This window comes from Rhodococcus spongiicola (genome assembly GCF_004011835.1).
Taxonomy (GTDB): Bacteria; Actinomycetota; Actinomycetes; order Mycobacteriales; family Mycobacteriaceae; genus Prescottella; species Prescottella spongiicola.
On sequence record NZ_RKLN01000001.1, the window covers coordinates 113,232 to 137,417 of the forward strand.

20 protein-coding genes and 1 pseudogene are annotated in these 24,186 nt (G+C 66.5%); 3 read left to right on the forward strand and 18 right to left on the reverse strand.

Features of this window, described 5'->3' with window-relative positions:
• Positions 1–28: 28 nt before the first annotated feature.
• The 10 genes and pseudogenes from EF834_RS00495 to EF834_RS00535 form a co-directional block, all read right to left on the reverse strand.
• Positions 29–649 carry an HNH endonuclease gene (locus tag EF834_RS00495; protein ID WP_235870927.1) on the reverse strand — a complete coding sequence of 207 codons (621 nt, stop codon included), beginning with the start codon at positions 647–649 and terminating at the stop codon, positions 29–31.
• A gap of 27 nt (positions 650–676) precedes the next feature.
• Positions 677–955: a hypothetical protein gene (locus tag EF834_RS18375; RefSeq protein ID WP_235870928.1), complete on the reverse strand. Its 279-nt coding sequence runs from the start codon at positions 953–955 to the stop codon at positions 677–679.
• A 393-nt stretch (positions 956–1,348) separates the two neighbouring features.
• A complete protein-coding gene (locus tag EF834_RS00500; protein ID WP_127944417.1) occupies positions 1,349–1,723 on the reverse strand; it encodes a hypothetical protein in 375 nt (124 codons plus the stop codon).
• A gap of 20 nt (positions 1,724–1,743) precedes the next feature.
• Positions 1,744–2,259, reverse strand: a complete 516-nt coding sequence (locus tag EF834_RS00505; protein WP_164874032.1) for a DUF3558 domain-containing protein — start codon at positions 2,257–2,259, stop codon at positions 1,744–1,746.
• A 95-nt stretch (positions 2,260–2,354) separates the two neighbouring features.
• Positions 2,355–2,594: pseudogene (locus EF834_RS18650) on the reverse strand (SPFH domain-containing protein); the annotation flags it as partial.
• 203 nt (positions 2,595–2,797) lie between these two features.
• A complete protein-coding gene (locus EF834_RS18380; protein ID WP_235870929.1) occupies positions 2,798–3,019 on the reverse strand; it encodes a hypothetical protein in 222 nt (73 codons plus the stop codon).
• Between the two features lie 164 nt (positions 3,020–3,183).
• Entirely contained in the window at positions 3,184–3,717 is a 534-nt protein-coding gene (locus EF834_RS00520) for a DUF3558 domain-containing protein (protein WP_127944423.1), read from the reverse strand.
• A gap of 58 nt (positions 3,718–3,775) precedes the next feature.
• Positions 3,776–4,666 (reverse strand): slipin family protein, encoded by an 891-nt coding sequence (locus EF834_RS00525; RefSeq protein ID WP_127946017.1) that lies wholly within the window; start codon positions 4,664–4,666, stop codon positions 3,776–3,778.
• Positions 4,663–5,130 (reverse strand): NfeD family protein, encoded by a 468-nt coding sequence (locus EF834_RS00530; RefSeq protein WP_127944426.1) that lies wholly within the window; start codon positions 5,128–5,130, stop codon positions 4,663–4,665. The genes EF834_RS00525 and EF834_RS00530 overlap by 4 nt, the downstream gene beginning before the upstream one ends.
• Positions 5,131–5,357: 227 nt before the next feature.
• Positions 5,358–6,116 carry an SDR family NAD(P)-dependent oxidoreductase gene (locus tag EF834_RS00535; RefSeq protein ID WP_127944429.1) on the reverse strand — a complete coding sequence of 253 codons (759 nt, stop codon included), beginning with the start codon at positions 6,114–6,116 and terminating at the stop codon, positions 5,358–5,360.
• Positions 6,117–6,268: 152 nt separating this feature from the next.
• On the opposite strand from EF834_RS00535, the gene EF834_RS00540 reads away from it, so the two are divergent.
• Positions 6,269–7,426 carry a dihydrodipicolinate synthase family protein gene (locus tag EF834_RS00540; RefSeq protein ID WP_127944432.1) on the forward strand — a complete coding sequence of 386 codons (1,158 nt, stop codon included), beginning with the start codon at positions 6,269–6,271 and terminating at the stop codon, positions 7,424–7,426.
• 37 nt (positions 7,427–7,463) lie between these two features.
• Entirely contained in the window at positions 7,464–8,231 is a 768-nt protein-coding gene (locus EF834_RS00545) for a sugar phosphate isomerase/epimerase family protein (RefSeq protein ID WP_235870930.1), read from the forward strand.
• 6 nt (positions 8,232–8,237) lie between these two features.
• Here EF834_RS00545 and EF834_RS00550 read toward each other — a convergent pair whose 3' ends face one another.
• The 8 genes from EF834_RS00550 to recC all read right to left on the reverse strand — a co-directional run bounded on the left by EF834_RS00550 (position 8,238) and on the right by recC (position 23,097).
• The gene (locus EF834_RS00550) at positions 8,238–9,224 is read right to left on the reverse strand and encodes a LacI family DNA-binding transcriptional regulator (protein ID WP_127944439.1); all 987 of its coding nucleotides are present in this window, start codon (positions 9,222–9,224) and stop codon (positions 8,238–8,240) included.
• A gap of 196 nt (positions 9,225–9,420) precedes the next feature.
• Positions 9,421–10,869: an MFS transporter gene (locus EF834_RS00555; RefSeq protein WP_127944442.1), complete on the reverse strand. Its 1,449-nt coding sequence runs from the start codon at positions 10,867–10,869 to the stop codon at positions 9,421–9,423.
• 19 nt (positions 10,870–10,888) lie between these two features.
• Complete coding sequence (locus EF834_RS00560; protein ID WP_127944444.1) at positions 10,889–11,692, reverse strand: enoyl-CoA hydratase/isomerase family protein; 804 nt, start codon at positions 11,690–11,692, stop codon at positions 10,889–10,891.
• 29 nt (positions 11,693–11,721) lie between these two features.
• Positions 11,722–13,341 carry an acyl CoA:acetate/3-ketoacid CoA transferase gene (locus EF834_RS00565; protein ID WP_127944447.1) on the reverse strand — a complete coding sequence of 540 codons (1,620 nt, stop codon included), beginning with the start codon at positions 13,339–13,341 and terminating at the stop codon, positions 11,722–11,724.
• 74 nt (positions 13,342–13,415) lie between these two features.
• Positions 13,416–14,465 carry a LacI family DNA-binding transcriptional regulator gene (locus EF834_RS00570; protein WP_127944449.1) on the reverse strand — a complete coding sequence of 350 codons (1,050 nt, stop codon included), beginning with the start codon at positions 14,463–14,465 and terminating at the stop codon, positions 13,416–13,418.
• A 165-nt stretch (positions 14,466–14,630) separates the two neighbouring features.
• Positions 14,631–16,484, reverse strand: a complete 1,854-nt coding sequence (gene recD / locus EF834_RS00575; RefSeq protein ID WP_127944452.1) for an exodeoxyribonuclease V subunit alpha — start codon at positions 16,482–16,484, stop codon at positions 14,631–14,633.
• Positions 16,481–19,813, reverse strand: a complete 3,333-nt coding sequence (locus EF834_RS00580; protein WP_235870932.1) for a UvrD-helicase domain-containing protein — start codon at positions 19,811–19,813, stop codon at positions 16,481–16,483. Before EF834_RS00580 ends, recD begins: the two co-directional genes overlap by 4 nt.
• A complete protein-coding gene (gene recC, locus EF834_RS00585; protein ID WP_127944459.1) occupies positions 19,810–23,097 on the reverse strand; it encodes an exodeoxyribonuclease V subunit gamma in 3,288 nt (1,095 codons plus the stop codon). The genes EF834_RS00580 and recC overlap by 4 nt, the downstream gene beginning before the upstream one ends.
• A 457-nt stretch (positions 23,098–23,554) precedes the next feature.
• On the opposite strand from recC, the gene EF834_RS00590 reads away from it, so the two are divergent.
• On the forward strand, positions 23,555–24,061 hold the full coding sequence (locus EF834_RS00590) for a GNAT family N-acetyltransferase (RefSeq protein WP_127944461.1): 507 nt from the start codon (positions 23,555–23,557) through the stop codon (positions 24,059–24,061).
• Positions 24,062–24,186: the final 125 nt, after the last annotated feature.

Below are 24,186 nucleotides of genomic sequence, written 5' to 3' on the forward strand. Positions count from 1 at the left end.
CCTATAGGTGGGACTCCCAGGAATCGAACTATCCCACGGATCGGAACTCGCGATAACTGATATCCAGCAACTCTTGATCAGGCCGCTCCGATGACTTCTGAGGCACGACCATCAGTCGCTGGCCATGCCGCTCCTTGAGCCCATGTTCGAGCATCGGGCCATCGATCTCGACGAGTAGATCCTCGCGGATCTCGACCACATAGTCCGGCCTGATCCCGAGGATCCTCACGTCGTACGCAGCGTGGTGAATCTTGCACAGCGCCAGACCGTTCCGTACCGACGCGATACCCGCTTCGTGCCCGTCGGAGACGATGTGTGCAGCATCGAGGAGCGAGCCATGTCCAAGCGCGCAGACCGCGCAGCGGGTGTCGTATGCTCTCATCACCGTCGCGCGGAAGACGGGCTGATGGAGGCGGCGTTTGGTCTCGGCGACGACATACCGTCGCAGTGTCTCTTCGACCGGCGAATCTGGGCGGTGCAGGTCGCGTGCTTCGTCAATCGCGACGACGAACTGGTGCTTGTCGGGTTCCTCGTCGACTAGGTAGACCGGGTAGATCGGCTGATAGCGGCCGACGCCCACCCCCACCCCGTAAAACCAGATCAACGGGACCTGTCGAAGCATTGCGGCCCGCAATCCGCGGTTGTCCATGTTGTCGGGGTCCGTCCCGGACCACTTTTACCGCAGGAATCCGTCGCCCCCGACCTCATCCTCGTACGGTCGCTCCGAGCCCTCCGCACGGTAAGTCGTCATGATCGACAGGGCGGAGCTCAACTCCTTGGGTTTACGGATCCCGCGCGTCGGATCGACCAAGCGGAACATCTCGCCGTCAAAAGTGAAATCGAGCAACTCCTCGCGGGTAATCGAGTCGACCCCGTCGTTGGTGCGGATGGTGAGAAACCGCATCGCTTCCTGCCTCAGTCGAGCGTCTTCGCTCGCCCCCATCACTACGGCCACAAACTGTCCTCTCGCCTCGCAAAAGCGCACCGAAGGACCCTTCCTGCAGGCTGCCAATGCCGGATCCGCGCCGGACCTTGAATCGAACCGTCTCTTGCCGTCGAGGCTAGACAGCCGCGTTGCAGGATTGCTCGATGACGTCCGGGCGGCGGCATCGCGATCACGATCCACGGGTTCGGTCTCTACGTCACGGTCGCCTACAACGGTCCGCGGCTGCAGGTGTGGACGTCGGTCCTCTCCGAGCTAGCTGAGGGTCCGGTCACTGGGCGGCACCTGCTGGAGCTCGTCACCGGCTGACCGTGGCTGCGGTTCACACCTGGGCGCGGCAATTCCATTAGGACACTGTTGAACTGAACAGACCTGGTGGACTACTACACCTGCGCGGACCTCGAGTCACCCGTGTTCGATAACCCCGAACTTCGACGCAGTGTCGTCGTCGGTGGCGGAGTACCGGGCTTCGATCTTCTCGAACAGGGCTTGCATTCCCTCCACTTCGTCAATGTGATCCGAGAGAGCTTGCACCAGCGAATACTCGCCGCCCACAGCCTTCTTCCCGAACTTCTCGGCAAGCGCCTGCCCGCTCTGCAGAATCCCGAACCCGTCGACCACTCCCAGTTCGGCTGCGCGATCACGGAGCGAACGGAGCTCTGCGATGAGCGCAGAACAGCGTTCCGCACACGCACGGGCCGTCCCCGGCTCGAGGTACAGCTCGCCCGCTTCGACACTGCGGCCCAGCCGACTCCATGTACCGATACTTCCGCTCGCCATGCTTCCCCCTGGTTCCTCGCCTACTGCGGAAGGTGCGGCAACAGTGTGCGCGTCGCCTCGAGCACGACACGCGCCGGAGCTTGTTTCGCCGGATCCTCGTCCCAGTCGGTAACTACCACCATCACCATCCCCTCCGCGGATCGCAACGCGAGGTAGCTCCGTTGCGAGGCGGGGTAAGCCGTGCTCCGGAACGCAAGGGCATCACGGTCGCCCGCCTGAATGGCTTCGAAGTCCTCGTACTCACTGTTGTTCCTCAAGTCGTCGAACGTGTAGACGGTCGAGAACACGCTGAGCGAGTATTGATCACTGTTCCAGCCGCAGATGTTCCAGCCGGGCTGATGCACATCGAGAATGTCCCGCGACTTGGTCGCCGGATCCATCCCGACCTCCCGGATGGCGTCATCCGGAATGTCGTCACACGGACTGAACACCGGATCCCCCGGCGCCGGACCCGCGGGAGCGGACTCCCCCGACACCGCCCCGCCGCACCCGGCCAACAGCACCACCGAACAAACGGCACCCAGCACAGCTCGCACCTGAAGTCTCCCCCTCACGACGCCCACACTAGTTCGACGCACCGAACCGGACGCCGGTTCCCCCGCCGGGCAGCCGTTGCCTGTCGTCCGCTGGGCCGCAGCTCCAGCGTCGTGGGGTTGCGGCTGATCACGTCCGCCGCCTCGGCGAGCCGCGCCGACGCCTGGAACTCGGCCTCCGCGTTAATGATCGCGGCGCGACGCTCCCGCTCGTCCTCCGCCTGCCGGGCGATGGCCCGCTACATGTCCCGCGGGATCTCAACGTCTGTGATATCGACTGTGGACACCTTCACACCCCGCCGCTCGGTCTGGTGGTCGATAACCTTCTGCAGCTCCTCGCCGCGGAGAACATTTCGCAGTCAAGTTCGGTAGCGCGCTCGACTGCGACACTGACGACGACTCCTTTGCGAGCGGACGCGGAGCTGCGGTGACAACATCGCGTGTGCGGCCACGACACCGCCAACCTCGGCTCGACGATCCCCGTCGGACGGTCGTCGAACTAGGCAGAGTGGGTGAACCGCACACCTGCGCGGACCCCACGTCATCCGTGCTCGATGACCCCGAACTTCGACGCGGTGCCGTCGTCGGTGGCGGAGTAGCGGGCGTCGATCTTCTCGAACAGAGCTTGCATTTGCTCTACCTCGTCGATGTGATCGGATAGCGCTTGGACGAGGGAATACTCACCGCCATCGGCTTTGCCCTCGAACTTCGCCTTGAGAGCCAGCCCACTCGGCAACGCTCCGAAACCATCGACTCGGCGCAACCGGTATGCACTTTCTCGCAACCCCCGGAGTTCTGAAGCAAGATCAGCGCAACGCTGCGCACAGCGCCGAGCCACGCCAGGTTCGAGGTAGAGATCCCCCGCATCGACCGCCACCCCCAGAGCACCCCACCCTTGACCTTCCACCAGAAGCCTCTCTTCACCTGTCACTCGGGGATGTAATCGGCGAGGGTTCGCGCGATGCGCAGCGCGGCATCGCACGGCTCTTCATTGGCAGGTTCGGGACCTGACTCCGAGATCGACACCATCACCGCGAACCCACCCGATGTCATCGCCACATCGCAGCGTGTCCGTTCCCGGTCCGCCACGTCACGAAATGAGACGGCTTCCCTTCCTGCGAGATCGACCGGGGCGAAGTCTTCGAAGTCATCGTTCCGTCGTACCTCGTCCATCGTTTGGGTCGACGAGAAGATGGACAGGAAGTGCGTGGAGTTGTTCCACCCGCAGATGTTCCATCCCGGCTGAGGAACGCCCATGATGTCGCGTTCCTCGGTCGCCGGATCCATCCCGACCTCCCGGATGGCGTCGTCGGGAATGTCGTCACACGGACTGAACACCGGATCAGCCGGCGCCGGACCCACGGGAGCGGACTCCCCCGACACCGCCCCGCCGCACCCGGCCAACAGCACCACCGAACACATCGCACCCAGCGCAGCTCGCACCTGAAGTCTCCCCCTCATGACGCCCACACTAGTTCGACGCACCGAACCGGACGCCGGTTCCCCCGCCGGGCAGCCGTTACTTGTCGGCGCGCTGAGCCTCGGCCTGCGCCGACATCCAGCTGGCGATGAGCGACTGCATATCATTCCGCCCCGGCAGCGCGGGCGTGTCCGAGGCCTCCGCGTCCTCGCCCGAAGCGGTGGCCGACTCCGAAACGGCACCACCGGCCAGGAACGGGCGCATCAAGTCGATCGGGACCGGGAAGACCACCGTCGACGTGCTTTCCCCGCCCAGGTCCCCCAGCGTCTGCAGGTATCGCAGCTGCAGCGTCGTGGGGTTGCGGCTGATCACGTCCGCCGCCTCGGCGAGCCGCGCCGAGGCCTGGAACTCGGCCTCCGCGTTGATGATCTTGGCGCGACGCTCCCGCTCGGCTTCCGCCTGCCGTGCGATGGCCCGCTGCATGTCCCGCGGGATCTCCACGTCCTTGATCTCGACAGTGGAAACCTTCACGCCCCACGGCTCGGTCTGCTGGTCGATCACCTTCTGCAGGTCCTCGTTGAGGCGCTCCCTCTCGGCAAGCAGCGAATCCAACTCGGCCTTGCCGAGGACCGACCGCAGCGTCGTCTGTGCGATCTGCGACGTCGCCGCGTAGTAGTCCTCGACGCTGACGATTGCGCGGTTCGCGTCCACCACCCGGAAGTATGCGACGGCGGTGACCTTCACCGGCACGTTGTCCCGGGTGATCACCTCTTGTACCGGGACATTCAACGTCACGGTTCGTAGGCTCACCCGGACCATGCGGTCGATCGCCGGGATCATCAGTACCAGGCCGGGACCCTTCAGGTCGATCAGCCGCCCGAGCCGGAACAGCACTCCCCGCTCGTACTCGCGCAGCACCCGGATCGCGGACGATCCCACGACGACCGCGAGCAGCGCGACGACGATGACGGCGAGAACGATGGTGGTCAGCATGGCAGCTCCCACGGTTCGCGACGACGCACGCTCAATGTGAGTCCTCGAACGTGCTCGACGACGACGGCGTCCCCCGCTCCCGGAGTATCGGTGTAGCCGAATTCCATTTGAGCTCGCCACAATTCGCCGTCCAGTTCGACCTGACCTTCGTCACCGTTCCACTGGCGGACGGTGGCCTCGGATCCGACCAACGACTGAAGTCCGGTCTGTACGGGCTCTCGGTGCGCGCTCAGTACCTTCCGGCCAGTCACCGCGACCACACCCAGCCCGACCGCGCCGACACCCAGCGCCACCGGAAGCGCGACCTCGACCCCCAGTCCACCGGAGGTGAATAGCAGCCACGTCCCGGTCCCGGCGAGCAGGGTCCCCACCACGCCGAGCGCACCGTAGGTCGGCACGTGCGCCTCGATCACGATCAGCAGCACGCCCGTTACCAGCGCCAATACGCCCAATGCGGTCATCTTGCACTCACCTGCGGCGAGGGCCCGGTCGCTTCGCGTAGCCACCCGCGATCGAGCCCTCACTTCAAAGGTAATGGCCGCGCCATCGCGATGCCACCGCCCCTGGTCTTCGCTCGACACCCTGGTTGCCACGAACAGATCAGAGCGTTCGATTCCGAGATCCGCGAGGGCACGACCCAGGGTGAGTGCCGCCGCTCAGCCGGACTCCGGGATGAGCGCCGCGGCGCTCACGTGATCGAGTACCCCCCATCGACAGGCAGCACAACACCGGTCACATAGCGGGCAGCGTCAGAGACAAGGAAAAGCACGACATCGGCTACGTCGTCGCCGTCTGCAAAGCGTTGCAGCGGGATTCGGCTCAGCTTCTCGGCTCGGATGCCTGGTTGGCTGAGGAGTTCAGCGGTCATCGGCGTTTCGACGTAGCCCGGGGCAATTGTGTTCACTCGGACCCCTTGCGGCCCGAGCTCAACGGCAAGCCCCTTACCCAGCTGGGTCAGCGCGGCCTTGGTTGCACCGTAGGGGACGATGCCTGGCACCGCTCGATCCGCCGAAAGCGAGGCGATGTTGACGACGCTGCCCCGTGTTGCGATGAGTGACTTCATCGCCTGCCGGGTCAGCCGGTACACAGCCGACAGATTCACATCCACCAACCGCTGCCATCCATCGTCCTCGACATCGACAGCTGCCGTGCGCAGTTGAATTCCCGCGGCATTGACCAGGATGTCCAGGCGACCGGCGGTCTCGAGCGCGAGGTCGACCGCGGAGGCACTCAGGTCCGGATCGGTCAGGTCCCCGCACAGTCCCGCACCCCCGAGCCGACTCATCACCTCGGTCACCTTCGGATCTGCATCGACACCGATGACGGTCGCACCGTGTGCAGCGAGCGTTCGAGCGATCGATGACCCGATCCCGCCGGCCCCACCCGTAACCAGTGCGACCCGCTCTGCCAACTGGCCGGACACCGAGGCCTGTGCTGTGGCACTCACTGGACCCCCTTCGGCCTCGCACGAGCCAACTCATGACTGCCTGTGAAAGTGCTTTCCCGTAGAGGTGGGTCCCCGACATGGGCATAGCTTCACTGCTCGTCAGAGTATAGGCTGAAGAACCACGGAGCAAGAAAGCGCTTACAGGAAGTCTTATGCCATCCGTATCTCTTCCCGCCGCGGACCGTACGGTCACACGCCTCGTTCTCGGCGAGCCGGCGAAGCTCGACGTCCGGGCAACCCCGCCGACCAGTCGCCAGGTCTACGCGGCCTCCCATGTCGTGGCCGACCCACTGCGGGCCTCGGGCGAGAACGTCTCGGATCAGATCGACTGGGAGGGAACGCTGCGGTTGCGCCGCGATCTGTGGTCACTCGGACTTGGTGTCGCTGAATCCATGGACACCGCCCAGCGAGGCATGGGCCTGGACTGGACCGCCGCCAAGGAACTCGCCGTCCGCACCCTCGCCGAAGCCAAGTCCGTCGGTGGCACGGTCGTCGTCGGTGTCGGCACGGATCAGCTCAAAACCGAACGGGCGTCTCTCGCAGAGATCCGCGATGCATACATCGAGCAGATCGATGCGATCGAATCCAGCGGGGGTGATGTCGTCATGATGGCCAGCCGGCACCTCGCCCGAGCTGCGGCAGGACCAGACGACTATCGAACGGTGTATGACGCGGTCCTGTCGGCTGCGCGACGTCCGGTGATTCTGCACTGGCTGGGCACCGTGTTCGATTCCGCCCTCGACGGATATTGGGGTGCCGAAGATCCCTCTGCCGCAATGGACACCGTGGTGGAGATCCTCGACGCTCATCGCGACAAGGTCCGCGGAATCAAAGTATCCCTTCTCGATCAGTCTCTCGAGATTGCGCTACGGGAGCGCATGCCGGCCGGAGTCCGCGTATTCACAGGTGACGACTACAACTACGTCGACCTCATCGCCGGAGACGGAACCCACAGCAGCGATGCCCTCCTGGGTGCATTCGCCGCGATCGGACCGTTCGCATCCGCGGCCTTCGCCCGCCTCGACGCCGGCGACATTGGTGGGTTCAAGACGGTCTTGGGACCCACCGAGTCCCTGAGTCGTCTGATCTTCACCTCACCCACCCAGTACTACAAGGTCGGTGTCGCGTGGCTCGCCTACCTCACAGGCAAGCAGAACCACTTTCGAATGATCGGCGGCTTCGAAACCGGACGAAGCCTGCTTCATCTTGCGGATCTAGTCCGAGCAGCCGATGCACTCGGCCTGTTCCCCAACCCTGACCTCGCCGCCGATCGCGCGTCGGCGTACTTTGCGGTGCACGGCATCGACTGACATGGATCTCACGAGGTGCAGCCTCAATTCCGCCACTGTGAAAGGAACGGGCTTCAACGAACTGGCCGACCTCGCCCAGAAGTGGGGATTCCGCGGCGTCGGTCTGTGGCGCGACGTCCTCGAAGACCTGGATCTGGCTGCGGCGAGCCGCCGTTTGAAGCACTCGGGTCTACGTGTGAGCAGCGTATGCCGTGGGGGAATGTTCCCTCAGCCCGACGATCAGTCTCGTCGCCGACGTTTCGACGACAATCGCGCCGCCGTCGACCAGGCGCATTTCCTCGATGCGGACTGTCTCTACCTTGTGTGCGGGCCCCCGAACGCGGATCTGACCGGCGCCCGGCAACAGATCCACGACGGCATCCTCGAGCTAGAGCCGTACGCCCGACAAGCAGGAGTCCGCCTCGCCGTCGAGCCCTTCCATCCGATGATGGCGTCAACCCGCTCGGCGATCACCTCGATAGGCGAGGCGAACGATCTCGTCGAGAAGATCGCGTCTGACATGGTTGGAGTCGGCATCGATTCATACCATGTCTGGTGGGATGTACGGATGCACGAAGAGATCAGACGTGCAGCGCGCCATCTGTTCTCGGTTCAACTCGCCGATTGGGTCACCCCCATCCAGGGCGAGTTGAGCACCCGCGGCATGCCCGGGGAAGGCTGCATCGATCTACAGGGATTCGTCACCGTCTGTACCGAGGTTGGCTATCGCGGCCTGGTGGAGGTCGAGGTGCTCAGCAGTAGGTGGTGGTCCGAGACTCCGGACGACGCGATCCGCGGCGCAGTCAAGGGCCTGCTTTCGATTTGAACGGAATCAGTCAGTCCCTGTCGAGACGCCGGTCGAGACAGGGCCCGTCGAATCCCGGATGACGACCTTCGCGTCAAGCATCGGCGCGGAAGCACCGGGTTCATTCCGCAGCGCCTCCTGCAGCAGCCGCCACGCTTGATCGCCGAGCTGAGCCTTCGGACTCTGCACGGTGGTCAAGGGTGGGGCGATGTGGCGTGCGATCTCGACGTCGTCGAATCCAGTCACCGAGACATCCGCGGGCACCCGTACCCCGAGTTCGCGCAGCTTCGAGATCGCTCCGACTGCGGTCAGATCGTTGAAGCAGATCAGGGCGGTCGGCTCCTGAGCGAGCGCGCTCTCGGCAACGTTGAAGCCGCCCTCGATCGTCCCATCCGAATCAACCCTGAACGATTCGATGCCAAGCACTTTGGACATCTCGACGGCTCGCCATCGCTCGCGGTTCTGCCACGACAGGTCCGAGCCTGCGACGTACACAACCCGACGATGCCCCAGTTGCGCCAGATGGCCACACAATTCCATCATCGCCGTGAAGTTGTCGACCGCGACCATCGGCAGATCGACTCCGAGCTCAACCCTGTTCACCAGGACGACCGGAGTCGACTGCGCCGCTAAATCCTTCAGACCGGAGACCGGAATCCGTGAGGACAGCAGTATCAACCCGTCGACCTGACCGAGTAGGTCGACGGCGGTCGAGTACTCGTCATCCGCAGTCCCGGAGTAGTCGGCAACGAGCATCCGGTAACCGTCGGTGCGTGCAGCATGGTGCATCTGCTTCACCGTGTCGAAGAAGTAGGCGTTCGCAAGGTCGGGAAGTATGACTCCCACGTTTCGGAGGGATCCCAGAGCCAGACCTCGCGCGGCCCCGCTTGGCCGGTACGCCATCTCCTCGGCAACCGCATGTACCCGTGCAGCCAAGTCCGGGCTCACGGCGGGATTCCCGCTCATCACGCGGGACACAGTTGCGGTCGACACACCGGCCGCCTTGGCAACCATGGAAATCGTCGGCCGACGAGTACCGGAGGTTGTTCGCGCTTCGTCCAACCTCACGCCTCCTTGTCGACCCCACTTAAGCCCTGATCCTGAAACTCCAAGATCACGATGCAACCGCTTACAGCGTATCGCTCTGCTTCCCCTTCGGCGGGTCAGCCACCTGGAAGGTGCTCACGGAAGGTTCCGGCGCCCTTCTTCGTCAGGCCTTCGATGCGGTGACCGCATCTCGCGGATCATCGAGGCTCCTGTCGATCGGATCCGGCGTGATGTAGGTGGTTCCGATCGTGATCAAGGTGAGGATGCACAGGTAGCCGGCGATGAAGACCCATGCGCCGAGGCCCGCACCCGGAACGCTGGCGCCGCCGTCTGCGGCGACTACCAATGCGATGATCCATGCCCCGATCAGTGGGGCGAGGCCGCCGGACAGGACGGCAGATACCTCCCTGGCCACAGACACGCCGAGATAGCGTTGCTGGGATCCGAAGAGTTCACTGAGGAAAGCGCTTTGGGCGCCGAACATTCCCCATGTCCCGATTCCGAGGGCGAGTGAGATCACGACAATTGTCAGCACGACACTGCCCTGCGAGAGCGCCCACCAGATCGGGAACGCTGACACGAGCTGGAAGTACGCGAAGGCGCGGTATGTCTTGACTCGTCCGTACCGGTCGGAGAGTCTGCCTGCGATCGGAACGACGACGGCTCCCAGCGTGGCGGCGAAGACTAAGGACAGTGCGCCGATGGGGCCTGTCACACCGACAGCGGCGCTGGTGACGTAGGCAACCGCGAGTGCCTGATACATCGACGAGGAGCCGTTCTCGGCGAGCCGTAGGCCGATTCCTCGCAGCAGCGAGGGGCGTGAATGCTCGAGCAAGTTCTGCAAGGGATGCTCGTCGATCTGATGCTTTGCTTTCAGCTTTCTGAACGTGGGCGAGTCCTTCAGATTGACGCGCAGGTACATCGCCACGCCAAGGATGACGACGCTGGCAAGGAAGGGAATCCGCCAGAGCCAGGTGTCGGTGACCTGGCCGTCCCCGAAGTAGACGAGGAAGTAGACCAAGGCCGCAACGACGGTTCCGACCTGCACTCCGAGGAAAGGCAGCGAGGCGAAGAACCCACGCCTGTTCTTCGGGGCGTATTCGGTCATCAGGATCGAAGCTCCAGCCATCTCGGCGCCGGCGCCCAGGCCCTGGCAGATGCGCAATGCGATCAACAAGAGCGGCGCCAGCATGCCCACTCCGCCGGAGTACCAGTCGCCTTCGCTGCCGTGGTACGTGGGCAGAAGACCGATTCCGGTGCTGGCAACACCCATCAGGATGATGGTCGCCAAGAGCACGAACTTGCGACCCATCCGGTCACCGAGGCGGCCGAAGAAGATGCCACCCAAGGGGCGGACCGCGAAGCCGATGAAGTAGGTGGCGAAGCTGAGGATCAAGCCGGTTGACGGGTTGTCGCTCGGGAAGAACAGCGGGCCGAATACCAACGCCGACGCGAGGCTGTAGAGCGCGAAGTCGTAATACTCGAGGGCGCTGCCGGCAGAGGCACCCCATGCGGCCCTACGAAGATCTGCGGTCGTTACTTCGGGATGGTCGGAGGCCGTCGCCCGAGTGTCATTGACGCCGTCGCCCAGATGGGGAGAGTCGAGAGTCATGGTCTGCCAATCCTGGAGTTCAGGAGCCGGTAAATGTCGGCGTGGTCTTGTTACGGAAGGCGGTGACGCCGGCGGCGAAATCGTCTGTTCCAGCTGCGAATCCGCTGCCGAGTGCCTCGAGGATGGCCGAGGGGGCGCCAGCGGCTGCAGCGTCGACGAGTTGTTTGCTGACCTGTACTGCGGCGGGGGCGCCCTCGAGAATCCGATCGATGAACTCTGTGACCGTGTCGGCGAGCGCGCTGCGCTCGGAAACGGCGTTCAGTAGCCCCCAGTCCAGCGCCGTGGCGGAAGGCACCTGGCGGCGCGTGAATATCATCTCCTTGGCGCGGGCTGCCCCGACAACTTGTGTGAGGCGTTCGGTGCCTCCCCAGCCCGGGACCGTGCCTAGGCCGGTTTCCGGCAGCCCCAGCCGAGCGGTATTCGCGCCGATCCGCAGGTCACAGGCCAGCGCGAGTTCGAGGCCGCCACCGACCGCGATGCCGTCGACGACTGCGATCGTAGGCTGCCGCAGTTGCGCGAGGTAGCTGAAGACCCTGTGCCCCTCCCTGATCCAGCGTCTCCACATTTGCGCGGGCCTGAAACACGAGAACTGGGCGATGTCCGCGCCGACACAGAACGCCTTCTCCCCTGCTGTGGTGATCAGGACGACCTGAGCATCGGAGTGATCGATGGTCCGCAGCTCGGAGTAGAGATCGTTGAGCAGTTCGAGTGTCAGTGCATTCAGTTTTCGGGGGCGATCGATCAGCACGGTCGCGACGCGGCCGTCACGGCTATGAGTGACGGTGATCCGTCCGGCATCACTGGATGGTTCAGAGAAGTTCATATGAGGGCTCTCGGTCCTGGCGAGGTTCGTCATGGTTGAAGTGCCTGCACCCGTGGATGCTCGGGCAGCGGCGAGAGTTGCAAATTCTGCAGCTTCGGCGAAAACAGCTTGCCGCACATCGTTTTCAGGTTCGGGTCAACGCGTAGCTCGAACTCCGACCTATCCAGGACGTCGCGCTGCAAGTCGACGCCCGGGGCGATCTCGGTGACCGTCAAGCCTTCCGGCCGTAGCTCGAGCACCGCGCGTTCGGTGACGTAGAGGACCCTCTGACCGTTGGCAAGAGCACGCTGGCCGGAGAACGTCGGGGAGTCGACTTCCTTCACGAACTTGGTGTGAGGGCCGTCGGCACGGATGTCGAGGCGGCCGTTCTCGATCGCGATGTCGCGGCGCCCCGCTGTGAAAGACCCGACGAACACGATCGAAGGTGCCGACGACGTTATGTCGACGAAGCCACCGACTCCTGCGGTTACGTGCCGACGCTTGGGCAAGCTGTGCACGTTCACGTTGCCGTGTTGGTCGATCTCGAGGAACGAGAGCAACGAGTGCTCGAACCCTCCGCCCTGGAGCAGGGTGAACTGATCCGAGCTCTGCATGATCGCGTCGGGATTCTGCGCCACTCCGAAGACGAAATCGAGCAATGGGACACCACCCACCGGGCCCTGCTCGATCACCCAGGACACGGCATCGGCTAGCCCCTCTTCGACGAGGACGTGCGGCACCAACGCCGATACACCGAAGCCGAGATTCGCGATTTCGCCTGCCTGCAGTTCGGCTGCCGCGCGGCGCGCCATGATCTTCTCGAGCGTGAACGGTACCGGCTCGATGGTGCTCAGCGGTCGCCGCAGTTCACCGGACAGGGCGGGGTCGTACTGCGTGTGCGTGGTCTGCAGCTGCTCCGGGGCGAGGACGAGGGCATCGACGAGGACGCCTGGGACACGGACTGCTCTCGGGTCCAGGCTTCCGCCCTCGGCGAGATACTTCACCTGCGCGATGACCACACCACCGTTGTTGTGAGCGGCATAAGCGAGATCGAGTGCGCCGAGCGGAGACGCCTCCTCTTCAAAGGTGAGATTGCCGTGGGTGTCGGCGGTGGTGGCTCGGATGATCGCGACGTTCGGTACCAGCGCCTCGTAGAACAGCCACTCCTGACCATCGAGCTCGTGAACTCGAACAATGGCATCGGGTGTGATCGCGTTCATCCGACCAGCCCCGATCCGTGGGTCGACGAAGGTGTCCAGCCCGACCTTGGACAGGACACCGGGCTGCTTTGCGGCTGCGGCGCGGTGCAGTTGGTAGAGGACGCCGGATGGGAAGTTGTAGGCCTCGACCTCGTTGTTCTCGATCATCTGCCAGATCCTGGGCGGCTCCGCGGACGACGGGCCGGACGGATACGAGCCGGCGACGACACGGGCGAGCAGACCCGGTCGGGCGATGTGATCGATGCCCTTGATGCCCCACATGTCACCCGCAGCGATTGGGTGCACGCTCGTCAGACCGGCGGGCGAGCTCGATTCCTCGTACCGCTGCCCGAGCCCGGCGAGAACCGCATCGGGGCATCCCAGCCCTGAGGAAGAACTGACGGTGATGATGTCGCCGTCATGCACGAGATCGGCCGCCTGTCGCGGAGAAAGAACTCGGGGGGTATGCACCTCTACTCCAAACTGTAAGCGCTTACTCTATTGGCGCGGTTAACCTTTCGTGACATCAGCCGAACGGACGAACGTCAGCGACGAGGCCGCCACGCGGCTGTGGAGCCACGGACCCGCAGCGCGGGCGCGACGAGATCGTGGGTGTACGGATGCGAGTCGCGGGCAGGACCGCCATTGCTGTCCAGCGACTGACCGATGCGCTCGAGAATTAGTTCCCCGCACTTCTCCCCGATTGCCGTCGGGAAGGTGGCCACTGTGGTCAGCGGTGGCGTCCGGTGGGCGGAACCCGCTATGTCGTCGAATCCACCGACCGCGATGTCTCGGCCCGGCTCGAGCCCTCGACGGTTCAACTCCGCATAGACCCCCACCGCGACGATGTCGCTGTAGGCCACGATCGCGTCCGGAACGGTTCCTCGATCGAGTAGCCGCCGTGTGGCTTCGGCACCGCCGTCGGGAGTCGCCTCCCCGAACAGGCCGTCCGCACGAATCATGGACATCTCCCCGCCGGCGATCGCGGCACGGAACCCTTCTTCGCGTTCGCGGCGGGCCGACGTGTGCTGCGGCCCGCCGACCATCGCAACCGTCCGAACACCCATCGCTCGAAGATGCCCGCCCAGCAGGCGACCCGCCTCGACATTGTCGGCACCGACGTAGTCGTGACCGAGGTTGAAGTGCCGCGCCAGAAGCACCAAGGGAATACCCGATGTGGCGAGCAGCTTGTCGATCTCGACGGCTTGGGTATCGCCTGCCGGCAGGAGAATCAGCCCGTCGATGCTTCGCTCCACGAACCGGTCGAGCAGTCGACGTTGCCGCGCGGGATCGTCGCGACTGTAGCCGACGAACACCGCGTAGTTACTGCGGTCGGCGACGTCCTCGAGCGTCATCGCCAGTTCCGCGAAATAGGGGTTCTGCACTTCGGTGACGACCAAGCCCAGAGTCATCGACCTCGGATTGCGGAGCATTGCCGCATGGCGGTTGTAGACGTAGCCGAGCGCCTTCATCGACTCACGGACGCGCCGAGTGGTTTCCCGGGCGACACTGGGACTGCCGTTGAGCACGAGTGAGGCTGTCGAGCGGGACACACCGGCATGCCGACTGACATCACTCAGGGTGACTCGCTTCATGACGTGTGCCCGCTTCCGATGACGACGTGAGCTGCGACACACACGATAACCCAGAAGTTGGATCGATCCAACCCCCGAAATGCCTGCTTGCTGTACTACATGATGAGCACTCGCAGGTCCGGCGGACCTGACCGTTAGTTCCTGCTGGATCGATCCAAATCGTTGCTACCCGCGCCGCAGCCCACTCGCTCGCGAGACCTGTCGTTCCACACCTTCCCGCACGGCGTCCTCCGTTCCGACGATTCGCACGTGCGTGCGTGCCCGGGTAATGGCGGTGTACAGCAACTCGCGGGTGAGCAGCGACGACCCGGCGTCCGGCAAAATCACCGAGACCCGGTGGTACTGGCTGCCCTGGCTGCGGTGAATCGTCATCGCGTACACGGTCTGCACCAACGCCAGATGGCCCAGGCGCAGCAGGTACGGTTCCTTGCCCCGGGCAAAGGCGGCGATCAGCTCGCCGTCCCCGCCGGAGACGACAACTCCGGTGTCACCGTTGTAGATCCGGGTCTCGTGATCGTTCGCCGTCACCAGCAGCGGCTGCCCCGCGTACCAGCGGTCGGGGTCGAGGCGGCTGCCGGCGGCCTCGCCGATCCAGTCCATCGCGTTGCGCGCCCACCACGACGCCCCGAACGGGCCGTCCCGGTGCGCGCACAGCAATCGGTGCTTCTCCGAAGCTCGCAGCGCACCGACCGCGTCACCGGCAAGAGCGGCCGCCGTTACCTCCGTCGATGTCGACACCACGTCGGCGCGCACCCCGGCCACGTCCTCGATGTCGACGAAGGACACATCCGGCGCCCCGCTGCGGAGGATGTCGAGCACGCGATCCGGGTCGCTGTCGCGCACCGCAATCGCCAACTGAGCAATCTGCCCACCGAAACGCCGACCGCGGCTGAGGCGAATCATGCCCTTTCGCAACCGGTCCCGCTCGGCGGCACTCAACGCCGCCTCGGCCGGATCGTCCGTCGCCGACAGATCCGCACCCACCACCTTCGCCAGCATCGGGTTCTCGGCACCGGCCGCCGGGCGGGCGACGAGATCAGCTAGGACCGCACCGGCATCCACCGACGCCAACTGATCGGGGTCGCCGACGAGGATCAGCCGCGCCTCGGGGCGCACGGCCTCGAGCAGTCGGCACATCATCGTCAGCGACACCATCGATGTCTCGTCGACCACGATCACGTCGTACGGCAGATGGTTGGTCTCGTTGTAGCGGAACCGGCTGGTCCCACGCTGCCAGCCGAGCATCCGGTGCAACGTCATGGCCGACAGCTGAGACTGCAGCCCGACGACGCCGACCTGCTCGTTCACCGATTCCTCGAGGCGGGCGGCCGCCTTGCCGGTCGGTGCTGCCAACCCGATCCGCAGTCCCGGATGCTGACGCTCGAGCAAGGCCAGCACCCGCGCGACGGTGTGAGTCTTGCCGGTGCCGGGCCCGCCCGCGATCACCGACGTCCAGTGCGCAGCGGCAACGGCTGCCGCGATGCGCTGCCGGTCCGGGGCCGCAGACGGCCGGGACGGGTCCTGGTGGTCACGGAACAACTCGTCCAGCCCCGCCAGCAGCAAACCTTCGTCGACGGCCGGATGGCCGGTCGCGCGTGCGTCGAGGATCCGCCGGACCGTCTGCTCCTGCCGGTAGTACCGATCCAGATACAGCTGGTTGTCCACCAGCCGCAGGGGCCGCAACGGCCCCTTGTCGCCGCCGACCACGAGCGGGCTCGACTGCAGCGCCTCGGTGACGGCGGAGTCGTCGGGCCACGGCAGCGTCGCCGGATCTACTGCAGGACCGTCGGGCCTCTCGTCGACATGGACCTCACGAATCCGGTTCAGATCCAGGCACACCGAGCCCAACCGCACGGCCCGCACCGCGAGCGCGGTCGCCAGGTGCACCGGCTCGCGGGTTTCTCCGCCGAGCGTCGCGAGCCGCAGTGCGACGTGCACGTCGGCGGCCTCGAGCACCCCGGCCTCGTTGAACTCGCGCAGCACGCCCTTGCCACGCTGCGCGACGCGTGCCTCGATCACTGGTCCTCCTCGAGGTCGCCGGGCGCCGCCAGCAGATCCGACAGCTCCACCACCAGCTGCGGGGGCGGGTCCCAGTCGAACACTCCGGCGCCGTCGGGTGTCTCGGGGCCGGCCATGCCGCGCACGAACAGGTACTGCACCCCGCCGAGGTGCGTCGCCGGGTGGTAACCCGGCAGCCGCCATCGCAGGTACCGATGTAGTGCAACGGCGTACAGCATCGCCTGCAGCGGATAGTGCGACCGCATCATCTCTTTCGCCATCGCGTCACGGGTGAAGTCGGCGGTGGTCAGTTCGCCGGGCGCGAGCCGGTTGGTCTTGTAGTCGACGACCACGAACCGCGGACCGTTCGGCCCGGGAACGCGTAGCACCGCGTCGATGCTGCCGGTGAGATAGCCCCGCAGCGGCGTCGGATCCAGAGCCTCGAGCTTGTCCGCGTACGACGCGAGGACGTCGTCGGCCGGCAGATGCCTGCGCAGCAACTCCACTATCCGGTGCAGCGTCACCTCGAGCGCGGCGGGATCGTCTCCCCCGGCGAGCGGAAACTCGAAATCCAACTCCGGTAACCGGTCTCGCGGCATGACGCTAGCGAGGGTGCCACCGCCCGCAAGCGGGGTGCGCAGCACCGGCAGCAACGCCTTCGCGAGTGTCTCCGGGTCCACCTGCGCCATCCGCGCCTCGACGGACTCGCGACAGTGCCGCAGCAGCTCGGCCTCCAGATCGTCGGCGGCTGTATCGACGTGCTCGAGGATCTCGTGGACGAGGGTGCCGAACACCGCGCCGTAGGGCATGCCGTTCATCGTCGAGGGAATCCCGTCGGCGTCCGCCGGCGAGATCAATGCGGGCTCCTCCGGTTCGTCGTCCTTTCCCGGATCCTCCGCCTCGCTGGCAGAGCCGGGATGCTCGTGCGCCGACGCGGTGAGCGCCGTGTACGACGTGCGCCGCCATCCGTCGTCGAGCGCCCGGTCGAACACCGCCGCGGCGAGTTCCCCGGACCCATGTTGCGGCGCCGTCCACGACAGCTGCGGAGTGGGGTCGGCGCCGACGGCCTCGGCCGTGACGGGGATCGGCGCGGCGTCGGCCCACTGAGTCAGATGCTGCGCGACATTGGGATCCTCCGGCACGCCCGCCTTCTGTGGCACCTCGGCCTCGCCGGGGCTGCGGCCGAACAGGATCCGGTGCAGCGGTCCCTCGGTGGTCCCGTAGGCGGGCGCCCACCACAACACCAGCTGGCACTGGGCCCGGGTGAGGGCCACGTACAGCAGCCGCAGGTCCTCGCCCGCGGCCTCGGTGTCGCGGCGACGGCGCCGGTCGCCGTAGCCGGGGCTGCCCTCACCGCCGATGTCGAGGATCCTCCGACCGCTCTCGTCGTGCAGCAGCAGCCGGTTCTTGTCGGAGTAGCGGCCGGTGCTCCATGCGAACGGCACATAGACGATGGGGTACTCGAGGCCCTTGCTCGCGTGCACCGTGGCCAGCTGGACGGCAGCAGCGTCACTGTCCAGGCGGCGGCTGCGGTCACCTCCACCGGACTTTGGGTCCTCGATGCGGTCGCTGAGCCAGCCGGTGAGCGCGGTCAGGCCGAGGGATTCGTCCACCGCGACGGCCCCGAGCAGCTGTGCGATGTGGCGCAGGTCGGTGAGGATCCGCTCACCGGAGACAGCAGCGAGCAGACGCTTCTCGAGTTCGGTTTGCGTGGAGAGTTGTTCGAACAGTGCCGCGAACCCGGACTGCGCGAACAGCGCCGACAGGTCCCGCAGCCGTCCGCCCACCGTGGCGACCAGGTCGTCTCTGGAGGAGTCGATCCGCTCCGCCGTCCACCCGAACAGTGGTGTGAGCGCGGCGAGCCGTACCCGGTCGGGCCGGTGCGGCTGTTCTAGCGCCTGCAGTACCCGTAACCAGTGGTGAGCGGCGGGCGTCTCGAACACGCTGCTGCCGCCGGCCAGCACCGAGGGGACGCCGGCGCCGTCGAGGGACTCCTGGACCAGAGCGATCTGCGCGTTGGTTCCGGCGAGGATTGCGATGTCCCCGGGTTCCACCGGGCGGCGGGTGCCGTCCAACTCGAGGGTTGCTCCACTGTCGAGCAGCCCGACGATGTCGGCGGCGACGTCGTCGGCGACGCGTTCCCGCAGCCGACCGACGGCGGGGAAGCCGGAGTTGTTCAGCCTTCCCGCCCCGGCACGGGGCAGATACCGCACCCGCAGCGGCGGCGCGCCGTGCAGCCGCGAACCGGAGTTGGCGGCCTCGACTGCGTGCACGACAATCTCGCGGTGTCCGAGCGTGGCACCGCCGTGCAGATAGTGCAGTGCCGCAACCAGATCCGCATCACTACGCCAGTTGCACGCCAGTTCCTGGCGGTGGTCCGCGGCGTCGACCGCGTCGAGGTAGCTGAGCACCTCGGCGCCGCGGAACGCGTAGATGGCCTGTTTGGGGTCGCCGACGAGCACGAGCGTCGAGTGCCCGTGGAACGCCGCACGCAGGATGCCCCACTGCTGCGGATCGGTGTCCTGGAACTCGTCGACGAGCACCACACGGTAGCGTTCGCGGACACGGCGACAGGCGGCCTCGCCGTGCTCAGCATCGGTGAGCACGCCGTGCAGCAGGGCGGGCAGGTCGTCGAAGTCGCGGATCCCGGCCAGCCGCTTGCGCCGCTGGGTCTCCTCGCGCACGGCGCTAGCGAACGCGACCGCGTCGCCCGCGCGACCGCCGTCAGCCTTCTCGGGTGCGAGCACGGCCTGGGGATCGAAGATCGCGGCCCGGGCCGCGGCCCGAGCGTCGGTGGGACGGAGGGTGCGGGTGTCGGCGCGCCCGAAGTGCCGAACGTACAGGTCGGCGATCACGTCCTCGACCAGATCCTCAGCCTCCTCCACTAGGACCGCGTCGGGGTCGCGTTCCCCCGCGATGCCGAGTCCGTCGAGCATTCGCTGGCAGAAACTGTGGGTGGTGACGATGGTGCCGGCGTCGAAGTCCGACAGCGCCTGCATCAGCCGCCGACGCCGACGCGTCACCTCGTCGTCGTCCGTGTTCGCCAGGTGCGCGATCAGCGGATCGCTACTGCTACGTGCCACAGCCGGGTCCGCCAATCCCGCTGCTGCCGTGGTGAACCGCTCGCGCGTGCGCTCGCGCAGCTCCTTCGTCGCGGCTCGACTGAACGTCACGAGCAGCAGTTGCGACAGGTCGATGTCCTCCTCCGCGACGAACCGGGCCGCGAGGCCGACGATCGCGTAGGTCTTGCCGGTACCGGCACTGGCCTCTAGGACGGTCGTGCCCGTCGGGAGTGGGGCGAACAGGCCGAAGGCGTTGTCACTTTTCGCCGGAACGGTTTCGGCGGTCACGGTTCTCCCAAGGTCTCGGCCGCGAGAAGCGGGCCCCACAGAATGTCAGCCTCGAAGCCGAACAGCGTCGGCTCGTGAGCTCCGGGCGGCGCCTGCTCGGCCGTGAGCACCGACAGGCTCGCGCCAACGCCGTGCACGTACTCGATGTGCCGGTCCTTGCCATCCCCGAAGTCGCCGTCCCACTCCTTCTCGGCGGCGACCAACGCGAGTTCGACGGAGCGCCCGCGGAACCGCAGGTCCGTGTAGACGGCGGAAGCCTTCGGCGCCATCGGAAGCGGGCGCTGCAGTCCTCGCTCACGGAGGTCCACGAGCCGCCGCAGGATCTCGGCCGGATTCTCGGGGGCGGCGAGCGCCGACCGCGCGACAGGCGACCGGCCCCGGCCCCGGCCGGTGGTGACCGCTGTGGGGCCGTCGAACCGACCCGTGGCAGCGATGGCGAGCAGACGCACCCAGGCCGCGATCCGATGCTTGGGGGCGAGCCGCGAGAACGTGGTGCGTGCGACGACAGCGTGTCCCGGGGGGCCGCCGTGCACCCCGTCGACCGTGCCGGACAGCCGACGACCGCCACCGAGGTCGACGTCGATGTCGACGGTCTCGGGGCGTCCCGCATGCACCGGTGCGGCGGCACGCGCCAGCGAGTCGACGGCCCATTCGATCTCGCCGAGCGCGGTCTCGCCGAGTTTCGCCGGCGGTAGGGTGCCTCGGCGCCACTCGGCCGCACGGAACGCGGCCTGATCGGTGCCGGCAAGCCGGGCAGTGAGCATGCGGTCACCGATCCCCCACCGTGCGAGGGGATCGAGTTCCAGGTCGAGCGCGTCGGCGGCCTCCTCGTCCAGCTCCGGCACCCGGAACCCGAGGCGCTGCCGGAGGAAACCCTGGATGGGATGCTCGAGGAAGGAGATCAAGTCCGCGAGGTCCACGACGCCGTCCCCCAGTTCGACGGCGGGCAACGGTTCCGGCAAGAACGCCGGCTGGGCGGCCGGTGGCTGCTGCGCTGACTGTGCTCCCGCCAGGGCCGCTCTGTCGAAGCTGAGCGGGTTGTCGGGATCGAAGTTGCGGGGGTCGAAGGGCTGCAACGGATGTCGGGTCACCACTGCACCCGGTCCCGTCATCGTCTCGAGAACGTCGCGCACCTCGCTGAGCGGTACCGCAGGCGGCCGCACCGTGCCGTTGGTCGGGTCGGCACCGGTGTAGAACAGCAGGAGCCGTTCGGTGGCGGACATGATGGCGTCGAGCAGCAGTTGCCGGTCCTCGCTGCGCGGATCACGTTCCCCGAGGAACGGATCGCGGGCGAGGACGTCATCGCCGTCGACGTTGGTGCCGCGGGGGAAGACGTCGTCGTCGAGCCCGAGAAGCGCGACCACACGGTGCGGGACCGAGCGCATCGGAACCATCGTGCACACGGTGAGTTCGCCGGTGCGGAAGTTGGCGCGGGTGGGTCGGCCGGCGAGCCGGGACCGGAGCATCGCGCGGATGTCGGCCAGGCGCAGCTGGGTGTCACCGCCGTGGTCGACGGCGACGGCCAGTTCGCGACGTGCCTGCCCGAGTTGCCACGCATCGGCCTCGGCCACGTCCACGAGCAGGTCCAGGGCGCGGGACAACGCGGCCGACCACTGCTCGGCAGTCTGCAGTCCGGTCAGCCCGCGCAGGGAGACGTCGAGCCGGTCGACGTACTCCGCGAGCCTTCCGGTGAGTTCGATGTCGTTGCTCTCCACGTCGTCGAGTGGCAGTGCGAGCGAGAGCCATTCGCCGTCCGCGTCGTCGGCGGCAGCGCCGAGCAGGATCCGGTCGAGCGCCGTCTTGAGGGTGTTCTGCTCGAAGCCGTCCAGTCCGAAGGCCCGCCGCTCACGAGCTCCGATGCCCCAGCGTGCTCCCGCCGCCGTGGTCCACTCTCGGATGCGTTCGAGGGCGTCGTCGTCGAATCCGAAGCGGCGCCGCACCGGGCCGGTGGCCGCCAGATCGAGCACCTGGCTGATCGTGATGCGCGAGTCGGCGAGATCCAGCAACGTGGCGACGACGCCGAGAACCGGATTGGTCTGGTGCAGTGCGCGATCCGCCAACCGCACCCGCAGCCGGTGTCCGGGGTGACTCCGCTCCCCCTGGATGCCCTGGCCGAACGCGGCCCGAACCAGCGGTGCGTACGTCTCGACGTCGGGACACATGATGATCACGTCGCGTGGCTCGAGGGTCGGGTCGTCCTGGAACAGGTGCAGCAGCCTCTCGCGCAGCGTCTCGACCTGCCGGGCCGGACCGTGACACGCGTGGATCTCGACGGTGTCGTCAGCCCGGCAGGCGGCCGGCGCACGGTCGGCCGCAATGTCGGACTGAAGACGACCCAGCAGTGTCGTCGGCCGCGACTTGCGTGGATGGTGCACGTCGACCATCTCGACGGCCTTCAGCCGAGACTGCAGTTCGCGCACGTCTCGGGCGAGGCTGGCGAGCAACGGGTGCGCGACGTCGAGGGCCCGCAGGTCCTCGGCTCGCCGCCGCGGCGGGGCGGTGTCGGACATCGCGCCCCACATCTCGATACTGGGATGCGGAATCCACAGGTGCACATCACGATTGGCACCGATGGCGGCCAGCACCTGAATCTGGTCGGTCCCCAGCCGGGTGGGTCCGAACAAAGAGAGCCGCTCCGGCAGGTCGAGGAGGCAGGGCTCGTCTCGCAGGCGCGCACAGGCACCCTCGAGCCGTTCGGCGGGGCTCGGACCACCGATTCGTTCCCGAAGGCGGCGCCACAGCTGGGCCTGCCACTGCAGATCTGCGTCGAGCGGTTCGGCGCCGTCGGTGTCGCGACCGCCCGCCCAGTCGACGAGCATGGCGGGCCGCTGCGAGGCGTAGGAGCGGAACAGTTCGGCCAGGTGCGCGGCAGTGCCGTACCGCCGCCCCGAGCGGTGGTCGTCGGCGCCGCACCCGAGGTGGCGGGCCAGCACGCTGCACCACGGCTCATCCACACAGTCGTCGATGACCTGCAGCAGGGTCCACAGCACCCGCGACGGATGCCACGGGTCGTCGTCGACGTCGTATCCGGTGGCGGACGCGAGCGCCTGGTCGACCAGTCGCGTCGGCGAGGGGAAGTCGATGTTGGCTGCAACACCATCACCGTGACCGCCATTGCCCGCGCCCAGCACATGCGACAGACGCTGTGTCAGCCATCGCTCGACGCCTTTGGCGGGGACGGCGACCACTTCGCGTTGCAACGGGTCGGCGAGCGGTTTGACCAGCACATCAGCGAGCGCGGACGCCAGCGTGCCGGCGCTCTCGGCGCGGTGCAGAGTCAGCAAGTCCGTACCCCTCCATGGTTCTCGTCCGCGTGCCGTCCGGAGTATCACATCTCTCGGACATCGGAGGCTATCCAATCGGGCGAAGCGGCAGGTCGACAGAACTCGTTCGACCGCGATGACCATCGCTGACGTTCAATGGAGTCTGCGCAGCGGCGGTCGGTGGCCGCCTGCACGTGCCACGCCGACCGGCGCCGATGGTCCACGCACCGACGGGCGACGTTCCGACCGATTCCGCCGAGATGCTCAGCGCCAGGCAGCGAGGACATAGCGGGTTCGTTCGCCCGCCTGCGCCCCGGTCGTCAGTCTTGACCAGCGGGCATACGGGCCACCGAGTGGGCCGTAGGCCAAGGGCGTTGCGTTCTTCCGATCGCCGATTCGCAGACAGAATCGAACATCGACCCTCGTGTAACGTGGGCGGGCTGCTACCAAGGGGTACGTACCGACGGACGGAAACACCATGACCACCTGGAACACCCGCCCCGAGACCAGCGACGACATCACTGCCATCCACGGCGTCAACCTCGCCGCCTTCGACACCGCGGACGAGGCCAACCTCGTCGACGCCCTGCGCGCCGACTCTTCCTGGATCGAGGGCCTGTCCCTCGTCACCACCGACCAGAACGGCACCATCGTCGCCCACGCACTGCTGACCCGCTGCCACATCGGCGACACCCCGGCCCTGTGCCTGGCCCCTTGCGCGGTCCTGCCCGACCACCAGCGCAGCGGCGCCGGCTCGGCCGCCATCCGCGCCGCCCTGGCGGCCGCCAAGGATATGGGTGAGGACTACGTCACCGTAATCGGACACCCCACCTACTACGCCAGGTTCGGGTTCACCCGCGCCTCCACTCAGGGCATCGGACTAAGTATCGACGTCCCCGACGAGGCACTCATGGCCATGACCCTGAACGACAACGACCCTCTCCCGACCGGCACCATCCGCTACGCCGCCCCGTTCGGCATCTAAACCGCCTTTGAGGGCTGCAGGTTCCCACGACGTTGCGGGCCCACCCGCACTGGACGCCGCCGCGGGGCTATCTGGCCGCAGGACGGCGCGGGAAGACAGACCAGAGACGGTCAGTCGATCATGAC

Bases quoted from the DNA above. Each gene is read 5' to 3' on its own strand.
- EF834_RS00520 (WP_127944423.1), bottom strand. From the start codon at position 3,717: ATGAGGGGGAGACTTCAGGTGCGAGCTGCGCTGGGTGCGATGTGTTCG.
- EF834_RS00540 (WP_127944432.1), top strand. From the start codon at position 6,269: ATGCCATCCGTATCTCTTCCCGCCGCGGACCGTACGGTCACACGCCTC.
- EF834_RS00495 (WP_235870927.1), bottom strand. From the start codon at position 649: ATGGACAACCGCGGATTGCGGGCCGCAATGCTTCGACAGGTCCCGTTG.
- EF834_RS00555 (WP_127944442.1), bottom strand. From the start codon at position 10,869: ATGACTCTCGACTCTCCCCATCTGGGCGACGGCGTCAATGACACTCGG.
- EF834_RS00530 (WP_127944426.1), bottom strand. From the start codon at position 5,130: ATGACCGCATTGGGCGTATTGGCGCTGGTAACGGGCGTGCTGCTGATC.
- EF834_RS00500 (WP_127944417.1), bottom strand. From the start codon at position 1,723: ATGGCGAGCGGAAGTATCGGTACATGGAGTCGGCTGGGCCGCAGTGTC.
- EF834_RS00550 (WP_127944439.1), bottom strand. From the start codon at position 9,224: ATGGTTGCCAAGGCGGCCGGTGTGTCGACCGCAACTGTGTCCCGCGTG.
- EF834_RS00590 (WP_127944461.1), top strand. From the start codon at position 23,555: ATGACCACCTGGAACACCCGCCCCGAGACCAGCGACGACATCACTGCC.
- EF834_RS00570 (WP_127944449.1), bottom strand. From the start codon at position 14,465: ATGAAGCGAGTCACCCTGAGTGATGTCAGTCGGCATGCCGGTGTGTCC.
- EF834_RS00560 (WP_127944444.1), bottom strand. From the start codon at position 11,692: ATGAACTTCTCTGAACCATCCAGTGATGCCGGACGGATCACCGTCACT.